General features: G+C 68.5%; 12 protein-coding genes. 9 read left to right on the forward strand and 3 right to left on the reverse strand.

Annotated elements, in window-relative coordinates; translation table 11 throughout:
- Positions 1-63: 63 nt before the first annotated feature.
- Positions 64-291: a twin-arginine translocase TatA/TatE family subunit gene (gene tatA / locus IG194_RS33370; protein WP_058488667.1), complete on the reverse strand. Its 228-nt coding sequence runs from the start codon at positions 289-291 to the stop codon at positions 64-66.
- A gap of 331 nt (positions 292-622) precedes the next feature.
- Between tatA and IG194_RS21290 the strand changes: the two genes are divergently transcribed.
- The gene (locus tag IG194_RS21290; RefSeq protein ID WP_009618267.1) at positions 623-1,528 is read left to right on the forward strand and encodes a transporter; all 906 of its coding nucleotides are present in this window, start codon (positions 623-625) and stop codon (positions 1,526-1,528) included.
- A 323-nt stretch (positions 1,529-1,851) separates the two neighbouring features.
- Here the strand turns inward: IG194_RS21290 and IG194_RS21295 are convergent, their stop codons facing one another.
- Positions 1,852-3,702, reverse strand: a complete 1,851-nt coding sequence (locus IG194_RS21295) for a sigma-54-dependent Fis family transcriptional regulator (protein ID WP_058488668.1) — start codon at positions 3,700-3,702, stop codon at positions 1,852-1,854.
- Positions 3,703-4,231: 529 nt separating this feature from the next.
- Between IG194_RS21295 and IG194_RS21300 the strand changes: the two genes are divergently transcribed.
- The 5 genes from IG194_RS21300 to IG194_RS21320 all read left to right on the forward strand — a co-directional run bounded on the left by IG194_RS21300 (position 4,232) and on the right by IG194_RS21320 (position 10,411).
- Positions 4,232-5,707, forward strand: a complete 1,476-nt coding sequence (locus tag IG194_RS21300; protein ID WP_058488669.1) for an aldehyde dehydrogenase family protein — start codon at positions 4,232-4,234, stop codon at positions 5,705-5,707.
- 44 nt (positions 5,708-5,751) lie between these two features.
- Positions 5,752-6,087 carry a c-type cytochrome gene (locus IG194_RS21305; RefSeq protein ID WP_009618272.1) on the forward strand — a complete coding sequence of 112 codons (336 nt, stop codon included), beginning with the start codon at positions 5,752-5,754 and terminating at the stop codon, positions 6,085-6,087.
- A gap of 10 nt (positions 6,088-6,097) precedes the next feature.
- Complete coding sequence (locus IG194_RS21310; protein ID WP_058488670.1) at positions 6,098-6,784, forward strand: hypothetical protein; 687 nt, start codon at positions 6,098-6,100, stop codon at positions 6,782-6,784.
- A 13-nt stretch (positions 6,785-6,797) separates the two neighbouring features.
- Positions 6,798-8,366, forward strand: coding sequence for an FAD-binding oxidoreductase (locus IG194_RS21315; RefSeq protein ID WP_058488671.1), 1,569 nt, complete (start codon positions 6,798-6,800; stop codon positions 8,364-8,366).
- 116 nt (positions 8,367-8,482) lie between these two features.
- Positions 8,483-10,411: a methyl-accepting chemotaxis protein gene (locus IG194_RS21320; RefSeq protein ID WP_058488672.1), complete on the forward strand. Its 1,929-nt coding sequence runs from the start codon at positions 8,483-8,485 to the stop codon at positions 10,409-10,411.
- A gap of 32 nt (positions 10,412-10,443) precedes the next feature.
- On the opposite strand, the gene IG194_RS21325 is transcribed toward IG194_RS21320, so the two are convergent.
- Positions 10,444-11,718 carry an HD-GYP domain-containing protein gene (locus IG194_RS21325; RefSeq protein WP_009618276.1) on the reverse strand — a complete coding sequence of 425 codons (1,275 nt, stop codon included), beginning with the start codon at positions 11,716-11,718 and terminating at the stop codon, positions 10,444-10,446.
- 286 nt (positions 11,719-12,004) lie between these two features.
- Between IG194_RS21325 and IG194_RS21330 the strand changes: the two genes are divergently transcribed.
- The 3 genes from IG194_RS21330 (at position 12,005) to IG194_RS21340 (ending at position 16,348) form a co-directional block, all read left to right on the forward strand.
- Entirely contained in the window at positions 12,005-12,796 is a 792-nt protein-coding gene (locus IG194_RS21330; protein WP_058070500.1) for a DNA-binding response regulator, read from the forward strand.
- On the forward strand, positions 12,786-15,461 hold the full coding sequence (locus IG194_RS21335) for an ATP-binding protein (RefSeq protein ID WP_058488673.1): 2,676 nt from the start codon (positions 12,786-12,788) through the stop codon (positions 15,459-15,461). The genes IG194_RS21330 and IG194_RS21335 overlap by 11 nt, the downstream gene beginning before the upstream one ends.
- Before the next feature lie 74 nt (positions 15,462-15,535).
- Entirely contained in the window at positions 15,536-16,348 is an 813-nt protein-coding gene (locus IG194_RS21340) for a response regulator transcription factor (RefSeq protein WP_058488674.1), read from the forward strand.
- Positions 16,349-16,355: the final 7 nt, after the last annotated feature.

A 16,355-nucleotide genomic window follows, 5' to 3' on the forward strand; every position in this document is an offset into this window, starting at 1 on the left:
TTGTAGGAGCGCGCCCTGCGCGCGATTTCGCGGGCAGGGCCCGCTCCTACAGGTTGTGGGCTTTCAGGCTTGCTGGCGGGCGCTTTCCTGCAGCCGCCGGGGCTCGGCGATGGCTTCTTCCCCGGCCAGCTTCTGCGCCGCCACCGGCTCGTCTTCGGCGTTGACCGAGCGGCGGAAGCCCTTGATGGCTTCGCCCAGGTCGCTGCCCAGGTGCTTCACCCGCTTGCTGCCGAATACCAGCAGCGCCACCAGCAGCAGGACCAGCCAGTGTTTCCAGTCGAATATGCCCATCACCATGTCTCCAGGTCGCGGTTCGGTTGTTGTTATTGGCGCCTGCATTCTTGGTGGGTGGGTTCTGCTGCAGAAGGCACTATCCAACAGATAACCTGGACTTTTCGTGGATCGTGCGGGTGACCGATCTACGGCGGGAAGGCAGGGCTGGAGACTTTTCCGCGAAGAGTGGAATTTTCTTAAGAGTATTCGCTTGGCTTGTCCGCTGAATATTTATAACTAATTGATTTTTAAGTATTTAACTCGTGGCATGGTAATTGATTGGGGGTCGCCGGCGCGGCACGCAAGTGGCCGCGCGCCAATCCGATAACAACAAAAGGCCGGCACTCCCATGTTCGATCAATCCGTTCGCCTTCGCGTATCCCGCCTCGCCTGCGCCATGCTCCTGGCCGGCGCCGCCACCTCGGCCCTCGCCACGGAGGGCGGCACCTCCTCCTGGCCCATGGGCATCGAGATCTACGGGATGGGCATCCTTCCACCGCCTGGCACCTACGCCCAGCTGTTCGCGGGCAACTACCTGGCCGATACGTTGCGCGACAACGGCGGCCACAAGGCCGCCGACATCGACCTGCGGGTTTCCACCCTGGTGCCGCGTTTCGTCTGGGTGACCGAGCAGAAGGTGCTGGGCGGCGACCTCGGCTTCCACGCCCTGCTGCCGCTCACCGACATGCGCCTGAACATCAAGAATGGCCCCCACGACCACAAGCGCGGCATCGGCGACGCCCACCTGGGGCCGGTGATCGGTTTCCACCCGAGCGAGAAGTTCCACGTGGCCACCGGCGTCGACTTCGTGCTGCCCACCGGCAGCTACGACAAGGACGACATCATCAACCTGGGCACCCACTACTACACCGTGCAGGCGGTGCTGGCGATGACCTACGTGGACCCGGCGGGGCCCAACGCCGACATCCGCCTGATGCACGACTACAACTTCGAGAACCGCGCCACCGACTACCAGTCCGGCCGTGAACTGCACGCCGACTACACCCTCGGCTGGGGCATGGGCAACGGCTGGGTGCTCGGCGTCGGCGGCCACGCCTACCAGCAGATCAGCGACGACAAGCTCGATGGCCATACCGTCGAGGACTCCCGCGGGCGGACCTTCTCCATCGGCCCGGCGGTGCAGTATGCGAGCAAGGACGGCTGGTTCTTCAGCGCCAAGTGGCAGGACGATACGGGCGTGCGCAACCGGCCGGATGGGCAGACCTTCTGGTTCAAGTTCACTACGCCGCTCTAAAAGCCCGAGGGCCTTTCGTAGGAGCGGAGCCTCTCCGCGATAGCCGGAACCACCGGCGCGATTCGCGGATGAGATCCGCTTGTATGGCGTTAGGGTAGGAACCTGTCGGGGGTGGAGGGACAAGACCCGCTCCTACGCTGCCCCGCCTACGCCATTCCCCTGTAGGAGCGCGCCCTGCGCGCGAATCGCGGACAAGGTCCGCTCCGGTAAACATGACGTCCCGTAGGATGGGTTGAGCCTGCGATACCCATGCGGTCGTGGTGATGGGTATCGCTTCGCTCAACACCATCCTACGACGGTATGCGCAGCTGCAGGCCCCCGCCTCAGCGCCCCTTCAGCCGGTAGCTGACCTGGGCGCGGCTCATGCCGAGCATCTGCGCGGCGGCGGTGATGTTGCCGCCGGTGCGTTCCATCGCCACCTGCACCAGGCGTCTTTCCACGTCTTCCAGTGAGATGCCGAGGGTCGGGTTGCGGCCGGAGACGAAGGCGAGCAGGCTGGCCAGTTCGGGTTCTTCCACGGCCTTGCCGGGCGCTGCCTCGGGCGTCGCTGGCGCCTGCGCGGGCGGTTCGCCGCCGGCTTCGGCGAGGGGGCGGGACAGCCGGCCTTCCGCCGTCAGCCCTATGGGCGCGGCGATCGGTGCGGCGCCGCCTTCGGCCAGGTGGATGACGTCCATCACCTCGCCATCGGCGGCGGCGATGACGCCGCGTTCGATGAGGTTCTGCAGCTCGCGGATGTTGCCCGGGAAGCGGTAGGTCAGCAGCGCGTTGACCAGGCGCGTGCTGAAGCCCGCCAGTTGCCGGCCGTGGCGCAGGCTGAACTTGCGCAGGAAGTAGCTCATCAGCAGCGGGATGTCTTCCCGGCGCTCGCGCAGCGGCGGCAGGTGGATGGGGAAGACGTTCAGGCGGTAGAACAGGTCCTCGCGGAAGCGCCCGGCCTCCACCTCGCGGCGCAGGTCGAGGTTGGTGGCCGCGACCACCCGCACGTCCACGCGGATCGCCGTGGTGCCGCCGACCCGCTCCAGCTCGCCTTCCTGCAGCACGCGCAGGATCTTGCTCTGCGCGGCCAGGCTGAGGGTGGCGATCTCGTCGAGGAACAGGGTGCCGCCGTTGGCCCTTTCGAAGCGCCCGGGCCGCGAGCGCTCGGCGCCGGTGAAGGCCCCGCGCTCGACGCCGAACAGCTCGGCCTCCACCAGGTTCTCCGGCAGGGTCGCGCAGTTCAGCGCCACCAGCGGCCCCTGGCTGCGCTTGCTGGCCTGGTGCAGGGTGCGGGCGAAGAGTTCCTTGCCCACGCCGGATTCCCCGGTCAGCAGCACCGTCGCCTGGGTCGGCGCCACGCGCTGCAGCAGTTGGCTGGCGGCCATGAAGGCGGCGGAGATGCCGACCATCGGCTGGTCTTCGTCGGGGCTGGGCAGCGTGGCGACCGTGGTCGCCTGGCTGCTGCCGTAGGTGCTGCGGCCGAGGAAGTCGCTGGCGTCCAGGTGGGCCAGGTCGGCGTCGATGTCGTCCCATTCCTCCGCCGGCTTGCCGATGATGCGGCAGGCGTGGTGGCCCATGGCGCGGCACTCCACCTCGCGGAACACCACCAGGCGCCCGAGCAGCGACGAGGCATAGCCGCTGGCGTAGCCGATGCCCATCCAGCACGAGGGCTCGCTGCCCAGGCCGTAGGTGGCGATGTGCTCGTCGGCCTCCAGCGAGTTGTGCCAGAAGAACTCGGAGTAGAAGTGGCCGATGCTGGTGTCGATCTCGAAGTTGATCGGCTCGACGTTGACCATCCCTTCGAGCATGTGCAGGCGCGGCCCGGCGCTGTACAGGCTGGCGTGGTCGCCCTCGGGCCACTGCTCGCTGACCTGCGCCGCGTCGCGCGCGCCGGCCTGCCAGCCGATGCGGGTGAGCAGGCCGCGGGCCTTGTCCAGCCCCTGGGCCTCGATCAGTTCGCGGCGGATGGCGCCGAAGGCGGAGCCCTGCAGCAGCATCATGCGCTGGCCGCACAGCCAGATGCTGCCGTCCTGCGGAGAGAAGGCCACGGTCTCGGCCAGTTGCTCGGCAGAAGGCAGGCCCCGTGGATCGAATTGGCAGGCGCGGTCGACGATCAGGCGTTTCTGCCGGCTGAGCATGTGCCGGAAGAACTCCTCATCCGCCGCGCGCCCGTTCTTGCCCGGATTTGTAATAGTCATAAGGCAGTTCAAGAAGACGCAGGCTGGTCTGGGGAGTATGCCGGCCCGGCCACGGCGGTCAATCGGATTCCAGTCTTACGGGGAGGGGCGGCGAGCGCAAAATGTACGATAACCGCACGAAATCCCGCTTTTGGCCGCGTCTGTCGAGCTTTCTCCAGCGCCGCGATTTTCTCTGCACAAAATTCCGCGGCCGCCGTGCCGCCAGCGCGAAAGGCGCCGCAGAAATCCTTCGATAAAATATCAACTATTTGTTTTTAAAGGATATTTTTATAGAAAGCGCAGCTGGCACGATAGTTGTTAATGCCGAAACACTTGCAACTGAAAAATCCATAACAAGAAACCGGTGATTTCGACATGAACATCCTCCGCGCTTTCCGCCATGCCCGTGCGCTAGCCCATCCCGCCCTTGCCCGGCGCCGCCCGGCCCGCCCCGGCGACTGACCTTCGCCCAGCCCGTTTCCCTGTTTCCGTGGCCTTCGCCCAGGCCGGCGGCGGCCGTCCCTCGTCCAGACAAGAGGCACCAGCAACGATGAGCACCAGACCCCAGCCCTACCAGAACCTCGACCTGCAGCCGATCGCCGGCGCCTGGCGCGCCGGCGGCAGCGGCCGGCACATGGAAGTCGTCGACCCCTACAGCGGGCAGAGCCTGCTGCGCCTGGCCTTGGCCGACCGCGCCGACCTCGACGCCGCCTATGCCAAGGCCACCGAGGCCCAGGTGGCCTGGGCCGCCACCGCGCCCGCCGAGCGCGCCCGGGTGATGCTCGAAGCGGTGCGCATCCTCGATGCGCGCCGCGAGGAGATCATCGACTGGCTGGTCCGCGAATCCGGCAGCACCCTGCTCAAGGCGCAGATCGAATGGGGCGCGGCGCGCGCCATCACCCAGGAGGCGGCCAGCCTGCCGAACCGCGTGCACGGGCGCATCGTCGCCTCCAACGTGCCAGGCAAGGAAAGCCGCGTGTACCGCGTGCCGCTCGGGGTGGTCGGGGTGATCAGCCCGTGGAACTTCCCGCTGCACCTCACCCAGCGTTCGCTGGCCCCGGCCCTGGCCCTGGGCAACGCGGTGGTGGTCAAGCCGGCCAGCGACACCCCGGTGTCCGGCGGCCTGCTGCTGGCGCGCGTGTTCGAGGAGGCCGGGCTGCCGGCCGGCGTGCTCAGCGTGGTGGTCGGCGCCGGCAGCGAGATCGGCGATGCCTTCGTCGAGCACCCGGTGCCGGCCTTCATCTCCTTCACCGGCTCGACCCAGGTCGGGCGCAACATCGGCCGCATCGCCAGCGGCGGCGCGCACCTCAAGCACGTGGCCCTGGAGCTGGGCGGCAACAGCCCCTTCGTGGTCCTGGCCGACGCCGACATCGAGCAGGCGGTGAACGCCGCGGTGGTGGGCAAGTTCCTCCACCAGGGGCAGATCTGCATGGCGATCAACCGCATCATCGTCGAACAGCCGGCGCTGGAAACCTTCACCCGGCGCTTCGTCGAGCGCGTCCAGGCGCTGCCCTACGGCGACCCGCGCAAGCCGGAAACCGTGGTCGGCCCGGTGATCAACGACCGCCAGCTGCAAGGCCTGCGCGAGAAGGTCGCCAAGGCCCTGGATGAGGGCGCGCGGCTGCTGGTCGGCGGCGAGCCCCAGGGCAACGTCATGCCGCCCCACGTGTTCGGCGACGTGCACGCCGGCATGGAGATCGCCCGCGAGGAAATCTTCGGCCCGCTGGTGGGCATCCAGGCCGCGCGCGACGCCGAGCATGCGCTGGAACTGGCCAACGGCAGCGAATACGGCCTGTCCAGCGCGGTGTTCACGTCGAGCCTGGAGCGCGGCGTGCAGTTCGCCCAGCGCATCCACGCGGGCATGACCCACGTCAACGACATGCCGGTCAACGACGAACCCAACGCGCCCTTCGGCGGCGAGAAGAACTCCGGCCTGGGCCGCTTCAACGGCGACTGGGCGATCGAGGAATTCACCACCGACCACTGGATCACCCTGCAGCACTCGCCGCGGCCCTATCCCTTCTGAGCGGCCGCCGGTCCCACCAATCCAATAACAAGATGGAGTACGAAATGTCCTTATCCTTCGACAGCCCGGCTGTGAAACGGACCTTCGCTGCTTGCCTTTGCGTGCCCTTGCTCGTGCTGGCCGGTAGCGCCTTCGCCGATGGCGACGGCGTGTGGAAAGGCGGCGCCAACGTCTACGAGAAAGTCTGCGGCCGCTGCCACGAGACCGGCATCGGGCCGGAACTGAAGGGGCGCCAGCTGCCGTCGCCCTACATAGTCGCGGTGGCGCGTAACGGCCTGCGGGCGATGCCGGCCTGGCCCGCCTCCTTCATCGACGACAAGGCGCTGCAACAGGTCGCCGACTACATCTCGCAGGCGCCCGCGCCGGCGGCCAAGCCCTGAGGAGCGCGCCATGAATCTCGAACGTCGTTCCCTGCTCAAGGGCATGGCCCTGGGCGGGCTGGCGGGCATCGCCATGGGCGGCTCCGGCCTGGCACTGGCGCGTGGCGTCGCCGGCAGCGCCGTGGCACAGCCGACGCTGGTGCTCATCAGCCCGGCCGTAGTCGGCTCGGCCTTCCTCCAGGGCCTCGCTGCCAACCCGGCCGCGGCCCGGGCCGAGCTGCTGCGCAGCGATGCCAGCCTGGCTTTCGTCCACGAGCTGCAACAGCGCCTGGAGGCCGGACGGCCGCAGCGCATCGTCGGCCTGCTGGACGACGCCAGCGCCGCGCTGGTGGTCGACCTGGCGCGCAGCGCCGGCGCCCGCGTGCAATGGCTCGGTGAGCACAGTGCCGATGCGCGCGCCTCGCGGCACCGGCTGATCACCGCGGACGCCGCCCACGGCCACGCTCTGCAACTGGGCCTGCAGCTGGACGCCTGCGGCGCCGGCTTCGACCTGCGCGAGCAGTGCCCGCTGGGCAGCCGCCAGCCCCTGCGCCTGGGCGCCGCCGGCCGCAACGCCGGCAATGCCGAGCAATGGGCCGCCACTCTCGGCTACGGCCTGGCCTCGCTCGGCGCGCAGCCGCCGGCGCCCGCGCCGCTGGTGGCCGGCCGCCCGAGCCCGCTGGCCGGGCATTTCGTTTCGTTCTCGATCCAGGCTTGAAGGAGCACCTCCCATGACTGACGCAACCAACAAGGCCGTGCTCCCGCGCGGCGTCGACGCCAGCCACTTCCAGCAGGCGCTGGCCAAGTTCCGCAAGCTGCTGGGCGAGGAGAACGTCCTGGCCAAGGACGACCAGCTGATCCCCTACGGCAAGATCATGATGCCGGTGGACAACGCCGAGCACGCGCCCTCCGCCGCCGTCACCGCCACCAGCCTGGAGCAGGTGCAGGGCGTGGTGAAGATCTGCAACGAGTTCAAGATCCCGCTGTGGACCATCTCCACCGGCCGCAACTTCGGCTACGGCTCGGCGGCCCCGGCGCAACGCGGCCAGGTCATCCTCGACCTGAAGAAGATGAACAGGATCATCCACGTCGACCCGGAGCTGTGCACCGCCCTGGTCGAGCCCGGCGTCACCTACGGCCAGCTCTACGACTACCTGCAGGAAAATAACCTGCCGCTGATGCTGTCGTTCTCCGCGCCCTCGGCCATCGCCGGCCCGGTGGGCAACACCATGGACCGCGGCGTGGGCTACACCCCCTACGGTGAGCACTTCCTCATGCAGTGCGGCATGGAAGTGGTGCTGGCCAACGGCGACGTCTACCGCACCGGCATGGGCGGGGTACCGGGCGACAAGGCCTGGCAGGTGTTCAAGTGGGGCTACGGCCCGACCCTGGACGGCATGTTCACCCAGGCCAACTACGGCATCTGCACCAAGATGGGCTTCTGGCTGATGCCCAAGCCGCCGGTGTTCAAGCCCTTCAGCATCGTCTACGACGACGAGGCGGACATCGCCGACATCGTCGAGATGATCCGCCCGCTGCGCATTGCCCAGATCATCCCCAACGCGGTGGTGATCGCCAACGCGCTGTGGGAGGCCGGCGGCATCAGCGTGCGCCGCTCGGACTACATCAAGGAGAAGGGCGCAACGCCGGATTCCGTGGTCCAGCAGATCGTCAAGGACAAGGGCCTGGGCCAGTGGAACGTCTACGCGGCGCTGTACGGCACCGCCGAGCAGGTGGAGGTGAACTGGAAGATCGTCACCGAGACCGTGAAGAAGTCCGGCAAGGGCCGCATCGTCACCCAGGAACAGGCCGGCGACACCCAGCCGTTCAAGTACCGCGCCGAGCTGATGAGCGGCGTGCCCAACCTGCAGGAATTCGGCCTGTACAACTGGCGCGGCGGCGGTGGCTCGATGTGGTTCGCCCCGGTCAGCCAGGCGCGCGGCAGCGAGTGCGACAAGCAGAAGGTGCTGGCCAAGCGCATCCTCAACAAGCACGGCCTGGACTACACCGGCGAGTTCATCGTCGGCTGGCGCGACATGCACCACGTGATCGACGTGCTCTACGACCGCACCGACCCCGAGGAGACCCAGCGCGCCCACGACTGCTTCGCCGAGCTGCTGGATGAGTTCGCCAAGGAGGGCTACGCGGTGTACCGCGTGAACACCGCCTTCCAGGACCGCGTGGCGCAGATCTACGGCCCGGTCAAGCGCAAGGTGGAGCACGCCATCAAGCGCGCCCTGGACCCGAACAACATCCTCTCGCCGGGCAAGTCCGGCATCGACCTCGCCAACAACTTCTAGCAACCGCAACGGCCCCTCCGGCAATCGCCGGCGGGGCCGTTTCGTGCAGCTGGATCAACAGGCCCGTTCCGCGCACGCCGGGTGCCGGGGGCCCCGGAACGGGAGCGACTCGCGCCATGCGCAACTGGTTTGACAACCTCGGCGTCACCTACAAGCTGGGGCTGGGCTTCGGCCTGGTCCTGTGCCTCACCGCGCTGCTCGCGGTGGGCGACTGGATCAGCCGCGAGAGCCTGTTGCAGCGCAGCCGGGCCCAGGAGGTCTACGGCGCACTCAACGAAGCGCTGGCGGAACTGCGCCTGTCGCTGCAGGACTATTTGCTGGACGGCGCCAAGGCAGCCAGCGAGCAGCGCCTGGGCGCGGCGCTGGACGACTTCGAGCGCCAGCAGGCGGCGATGCGCGCGCGCAAGCTGTTCGCCCGCGCGGACCTGCTCGCCCTGGAGCAGCAACAGGGCGAACTGGTCGGCGACTACCGCCAGGCCCTTGGCAAGCTGCAGGCCGCCAACCATGCGGCCAGCGCCGTTCGCGACGAGATGGCCGAGCGCGCCGAGCGGGCCTTCAAGGCGCTCAGCGCCCTGCAAGCGCTGGCGGCGGGCCTGGACGAACACGACGAGCGCCGCTTCGCCTACTACCAGGCCGGCACGCAGCTGATGCAGGACCTGCTGCTGGTCCGCTACCGCGCGGCGGGCTACGTGGCCCACCCCGGGCCGGAATCCGAGCGGCTGCTGAACGAACAGATGCGCCTGGCCATGGAAAACTTCCCGCGCCAGGCCAAGGTCTTCGGCGCACAGCCCCCCGCCGAGCTGTTGGCGGTGGCGGCGGACCAGCAGAGCTACGCCAAGTGCATCGAGGCCTACCGGGCCGCCACCGTCACGGTGGAACAGGCCCGCCAGGTGCTGGTCAAGGTCGCCGAGCAGACCCGCGAGATCACCCAAGAGCTGACCCGCCAGCAGGTCGAACTGCGCGACGAGGTGGCGGCCTTCAGCCGCCTGGCCCAGGCCAGCGTGGCCCTGCTGGCGATACTGGCTAGCGCCCTGGCCGCCTGGTTCATCACCCGCCGCATCACCCGGCCGCTGCACGAGACCCTGCAGGTGGTCGAGCGCATCGCCTCGGGCGACCTGTCGCAGAACATCCAGGTCAGCCGCCGCGACGAGCTGGGCAGCCTGCAGCAGAGCATGCAGCGCATGAGCGGGAACCTGCGCGACCTGATCGGCGGCATCCGCGATGGCGTGACGCAGATCGCCAGCGCCGCCGAGCAGCTCTCGGCGGTCACCGAGCAGACCAGCGCCGGCGCCAATAGCCAGAAGGTCGAGACCGACCAGGTGGCCACCGCCATGCACGAGATGTCCGCCACCGTGCAGGAAGTGGCGCGCAACGCCGAGCAGGCCTCCCAGGCCGCGTCCGCCGCCGACCGCGAGGCCCACGACGGCGACCGCGTGGTGAACCAGGCGGTGGAGCGCATCGAGCGCCTGGCCCGGGAAGTGGAACGCTCGGCCGACGCCATGCAGCGCCTGGAGCAGGAGAGCGAGAAGATCGGCAAGGTGATGGACGTGATCAAGTCGGTGGCCGAACAGACCAACCTGCTGGCGCTCAACGCCGCCATCGAGGCGGCCCGCGCCGGGGAAGCCGGCCGCGGCTTCGCCGTGGTGGCCGACGAGGTGCGCGGCCTGGCCCTGCGCACCCGGCAGTCCACCGAAGAGATCGAAACCCTGGTCGCCGGCCTGCAGAACGGCACCCGCCAGGTCTCCAGCGCCATGCTCGGCAGCCGCGAGCTGACCGCCAGCAGCGTGGCCCTCAGCCGCCAGGCCGGCGAGTCGCTGGGCAGCATCACCCGCACGGTGTCCAGCATCCAGGCGATGAACCAGCAGATCGCCACAGCGGCCGAGGAACAGAGCGCCGTGGCCGAGGAGATCAGCCGCAGCGTGGTCAGCGTACGCGACGTTTCCGAGCAGACCGCCGCGGCCAGCGAGCAGGTCGCCGCTTCCAGCGTGGAGCTGGCGCGGCTGGGCGGCGAGCTGCAGGCGCTGGTCGGCCGCTTCCACGTCTGAGCCCCGAACGCCGCCGGGGCCTGGGCGCGCCCTCAGTCGTGCCCGTCGTCGTGGCCCCGGCTCGGCACCATCCCGGGCGGCACCAGGCCGTCGGGCAGCCAGAGCCGCTCCAGGTTCCTGAAGCCCCAGCGCAGCGGGTCCTCGCGCTGGACGATGCGGTCGTAGATGCGCACGTCGGCCAGGTCGCGCAGTTCCTTGGCGATGGCCTGGCGCCGGTGGCTGCAGAAGAACACCTGCACCTGCGGGCGCGTCAGGTTCTCCGGGTTCTGCTGCACCACCACCCCGAGGTGCCCGGACTCCAGGCGCACCAGGCTGCCGATGGGGTAGATGCCGATGGTCTTGACGAAGGCCTGGAACAGCTGCGGGTCGAAATGCCCCTCCCAGCTGGCCATGCGCGCCAGGGAGCCGGCGGCTTCCCAGGCGCACTTGTACGGGCGGTCCGAGGTGATGGCGTCGTAGACGTCGCAGATCGCCGCCATGCGCGCCAGCAGGCTGATCTGGTTGCCGGCCAGGCGGTGCGGGTAGCCGGTGCCGTCGTAGCGCTCGTGGTGGTGCAGGCAGACGTCCAGCACCTGGGGCGACAGCCGGGTGTGCTGGCGCAGCATCTCGTGGCCGCGTTCGGGGTGGGTGCGCATGATGGCGAGCTCGGCCTCGTCGAGCTTGCCGGGCTTGTTGAGGATCGCCGGCGGCATGGCCATCTTGCCGATGTCGTGGAGCATCCCGGCCAGCCCGGCCTCGCGCTGGGCCTCGACGTCCAGGCCGAGCTGGCGGGCCAGGGCGACCATCAGCGCGCACACCGTCACCGAGTGCATGTAGGTGTATTCGTCCTTGTTCTTCAGCCGCGCCAGGCTGATCAGTGCCGAGGCGTCGCGGGCCAGCGAGGCGCAGATGTCCTCCACCAGCGGCAGGCACAGGTCCAGGTCGATCGCCCGGCCCATGCGCGCCTCGCGGAACAGCTCCATCAGCGTCAGCTTGGAGCGTTCGAGAATGCGCGCGGCTTCGAAGAACTCGTTCGGGTAGATGGCCGGCGGCGCCTCGCTGGCCAGCGCCACGACCGGCTCGGCGATGCCTGCGGCGGGCGCCGCGCCGGGGCCCTGCGCCGCCGGCGCGACGGCGTCGGTGACGCCCAGGCCGCGGGCGTCGTCGATCCACAGCCATTGCACGCCGCTGTTCTGCAGGGCGCGCAGGTCGCCGGGGTTCTCCAGCATGAAGCGGGTCTTCCAGAAGGGGTGGGACAGCCAGCTGCCCTCCAGCGACTGGATGAACATGCCCAGGCGAACCTGGTCGGTGCGAATCCGCTTAAGCATGGGGCAGGCTCCGTGGCGGTGGCGCCGGGCTGCGGCAGCCCTCCGGGGAACGCCGGCCGGGGCGGGCGGGCGAGACAGTCACGCACTCTGCTGGCATGGGGTACCTACGGGCCAAGGGGCCTCTCCTTCGTTCGGTGCCATTATCTCGGCGCCAGGAAGTAGCGCTTCTGCTGGAGTGTCATGGCCCTTTGCTAGCAGGGAAAATATTTTCGTCGTATACGGAAAATTCCCTCTGTAATGGCAAAGTAACGGTCGGGCGGGAACTGACGTGTAGGAACTCATCGGAATGCCGAGCTTTATTCCCGATGCGCTGGAGGGGCAGCGCATCCTGGTCGTCGATGATCTGGAGAGCGAACGTCGCCTGCTCGCCGAATACCTGCAGCAGCAGGGCTGCCGCATCTACCTGGCGAGCAACGGCCAGGACGCCTTCAAGAAAGTCCAGATGATCAACCCGGACCTGGTGCTGATGGACGTGCTGATGCCCGTGTGGGATGGCCTGACCTGCTGCCGGATGATGCAGGCGAACACCCATACGCGGGATATCCCGGTGGTGTTCCTGAGCGGGGCGAACACCCCCGAGGAACGCGTCCAGGGGCTGCTGGTGGGCGCCGTCGACTACATCGCCAAGCCCTTCAACCTCGAAGAAATCCGCCTACGCCTGGCCATCCACCTGCGCCGCTGGGGCACCGACCGGCAGGCCTCGCCCATGCCGCCCAGCCACGCTGGCAACCTCGACAGCATCCTCTTCCAGTCGGCCCGCCAGGTGCTGCTGCGCGCGCTGTCGCACACCCCGGAACTGCAGGAGCTGGCCGAGGCCGTGGGCACCAACAGCAAGCGCCTGAACGAGGCCTTCCGCCAGTGCGTGGGCGTGACGGTCTTCGAGTACCTGCGCGAGGAGCGCATGAAGGAGGCCTGCGTGCTGCTCAGCGGCACCGGCCTGCCGATCCAGGCCATCGCATTGGAGGTGGGTTTCACCAGCGGGGCCAACTTCTCCACCGCCTTCCGCGAGCGCTATGGCCTGTCGCCCAGCCAGTTCCGCCAGTCGCGCCTGGACCTGGAGCCCGGCGATGCGCCCTGACCCGCGCGCCGCCTTCACGGCCCTGCTGGGGAGCCTGGCGCTGCTGCTGGTCATGGGCGTGTCGCTGTTCCTCAACCGCGGCGACCTGCAGGCGCCCTACATCGACCTGACCCGCAGCGCCCAAGTGTTCGAGGAGGCCCCCGGCCAGGCGCTGACGCCCGAGCAGGCCTGGCGCCAGGCGGACTGGCGGCCGGCCGATGCCAGCAGCCTGGCGGCGCCGCGGCGGGAGTCGACGCTCTGGCTGCGCCTGCGGCTGGAAAACCCCGACGCCAGCGCCTGGGAGCGCTGGCTGGAAGTGGCGCCCTGGCGCGTCGGCGAGGTCGACCTGTACCGCCTGGACGCGGCCGGCGGGCGCGTCGACGGGCACTGGCGCATCGGCCTGTCGGTGCCCCTGGCCGAGCGTTCGCTGCACAGCCGGCGCAACCTGCTGCCGGTGGCGCTGGCCCCCGGGGAGAGCCGCGAGCTGCTGCTGCGGGTGCGCAGCGAGAGCCGCCCGAGCCTGGCCCTGAACCTGTGGGACATGGGCGCCGTGCTGGCCCAGGACAATGTCGAGCAACTGACCCATGCGATGCTGTTCGGCTGCGTGCTCACCCTGACCGTGCTGCTGTTGCTGCGCCTGGACTGGAGCTTCGCCATGCTCGCCGTGTGGCTGGGCGCGGCCTACGCCCTGGAGGCGGAAAAGGAGGGCTACCTGGCCTTCCACCTGTTCAGCGGGCAGTTCATCCACGGCCCGGGCATGCGCATCGCCTTCTGGCTGGTTTCCCTGGTCGGCTTCCTGGTCGCCGCTCGGCGCCTGCTCGGCCTGGCCGGGCAGGGCGCATGGCGGCGCCTGTACCTGGCCGGCGTGTTCGCCTGCCTGGCGCTGGCCGTCGCCCTGCCGCTGCTGCCGAACAACCTGGCGCGCACGCTGAACCTGTCGCTGAGCTTCTGCCTCCTGGCCTGCTGGCCGCTGTCGCTGTTCCCGCTGCGGCTGCGCGGCGACTTCTGCCGGCAGGTGCTGGCGGGGCTGTTCCTGCTGAGCTGGGCGGAAAGTTCCTGGTTCATCCTTCGCCACCTGCTCAACCTGGGCTACAGCGGGCAGTTCAGTGTGGACGTGGTGATGCTCAGGCTGAGCATCATCATCGGCATCATCGGCCTGTTCACCCTGCAGCAGCAGATGCGCAAGCAACGCCTGGAAACCGAGAGCCTGCAGAGCGAGCGCCGGCAGAAGGCGCAGCTGGAAGAGGCGGTATCCCGGCGCACCGCGGAGCTGCAGGCCGCCCTGGTGAAGGCCAAGGACGCCAACCAGGCGAAGATCGACTTCCTCGGGCGCGTCAGCCACGACCTGCGCTCGCCGCTGACCTCCATCATCGGCTACGCCCAGCTGCTGCAGGAGGAGGGCGGGCGCGGCACCCGCAAGGCCGGCGTCATCCTGCGCAGCGCCGGCCACATGCTGACCCTGATCAACGACCTGATCGACCACGCCCGCGGCGTTTCCAGCGACCGCCTGGATATCCAGCCGGTGTACATCCACGGCCTGCTCGACGCGGTGGCGATGGATGCGCACATCCTCGCCCAGCGCAACCGCAACGCCTTCCGCCTGACGCTGTGCGGCGACATTCCCACGGTGCTGCAACTGGATGCCAAGCGCCTGCGCCAGGTGCTGACCAACCTGCTGGACAACGCCGCCAAGTTCACCCGCGACGGGCGCATCGCCCTGCAGGTGCAGGCCGCCGGGCAGCCGCCCAAGGCGGGCCTGGCGCAGCTGCGCTTCTGCGTCAGCGACACCGGCTGCGGCATTCCCGAGCAGGACCTGCCCAAGCTCTTCACCCCGTTCTTCCGCTGCGATGCCACCGGCGTGGAAGGCGCCGGGCTCGGCCTGGCCATCGTCGAGCACTGGGTCCAGCTCATGGGCGGACGGGTGACGGTGCAGAGCGCGCCCGGCGAAGGCACCCGGGTTTCCTTCGAGCTGACCCTGGCCGTCGGCACCGAGCAGGACATGGCCCAGCCGCAGCTGTTCGACCTGCCGATGAAGAGCCTGCCGGTGCGCGGCGAGGGGCAGCTGGTGTGGGTCGTCGAGGACAACGCCGATATCCGCGACATGCTGGTGGACCTGCTCGAGGCCAGCCGCTTCCGCGTCGAGGCGGCCGTCGACGGGCAGGACTGCCTGGAGCGCCTGATGGGCCCGGGCGGGCAGCGGCCGGACCTGGTCCTGACCGACTACCTGATGCCGCGCTGCAACGGCGGCGAGCTCCTGCTGGCGCTGCGCGAGCGCTGGCCCGGGCTGCCGGTGGTGCTGATGTCCGCCACCCAGCAGACCATGCATTCCCTCGGCCAGGCGGGCGGCCTGCCGTTCGACGCCAGCCTGGTGAAGCCCATCAGCCTGGCCGACCTGGGCGTGACCCTGGCCCAGCTGCTGCGCCTGCGCGGCGGCCTGGCCGGCGTGACCGAAAAGCCTGACCGCCGTCAGCAAGCGCTGGCCGGACAGTTGGAATCCTTGAGCCGAGGGCAGCGGCAACAGCTTCAGGCGCTCGTGGAAGCGGGCGCCATCACCGACCTCATCGAATGGAGTCGAACACTCGCCGATGCCTCTGGGGAGTTGGCGGTGTACTTGCGAGAACTGGCAGAAACAGGGGACTTGGACTCCATGGAAGAAATGATGGGGTTACTGGGAAGCAACCCGTGAAGTCCCGCGTTTTATTTTTGGAAAGGAAAGGCCCTGGCGGCCTGCGGGCTTAGGGGGCGAGTGTGGGGAGTCAAATGAAAAACAAACAACGCCGGGCGTTCGAGGTGCTCGTCATCGACGATGAGCCGCTGGTCGCATCGGAGCTTTCCGAAGTGCTGGAGAGCGTCGGTTTCTCCTCGGTCGGTTGCAGTTCCATCGCCGAGGCGGTCGCGCTGTTCAAGAAGAACGCCAAGTTGCGCATCCTGGTGTGCGACCTGAACCTGGGCAGCGAATGGGGCCTGGACGCCATCAAGGAAATCCAAGGCGCCGTGGGCGACGACTACATCTTCGAAGTCATCGTCCTCACCGGGTACGGCGAAAGCGACAAGGTGGTCGAGGCGATGCGCGCCGGGGCCTCGGACTTCCTGATGAAGCCGGTGGCGCCGCAGGAGCTGATCGAGTCGGTGGAGCGGGTGGAGGGCAAGCTGCTGCAGAGCATCCGCCGGCAACGCAGGATCCTTCACCTCAACGGCCGGCTGGAACATATCGCGGAGTCGCTGAACTCGCTGTTCCAGGACGTCAGCGCGATAAAGATGGACGTCCACGGCGGCTCGAACGTCTTCGACCTGGACGATGACGAGCGCGCCGCCCCGGACAAGGTCGACATCAGCAGCCCGCTGTTCTTCAACCTGACGCAGCGCCAGCAGGAAGTCGCGCAGTTGATCTGCAAGGGCTATTCGAACTACCGGGTGGCCCATGAGCTGGGCATTTCCGAGAACACGGTGAAGCTCTACATCACCCAGATATTCAAGCTGCTGCGGGTCAGCAACCGCACCCAGCTGGCCATGCTGCTGGCCGCCTCCTCCGGCGCGCCGGGGGGCGTGGATGCCAGGGGGGCGCTGAGGTAATCCGCAA

Source organism: Pseudomonas sp. ADPe, from assembly GCF_014843515.1.
GTDB classification, from domain to species: Bacteria; Pseudomonadota; Gammaproteobacteria; order Pseudomonadales; family Pseudomonadaceae; genus Pseudomonas; species Pseudomonas citronellolis.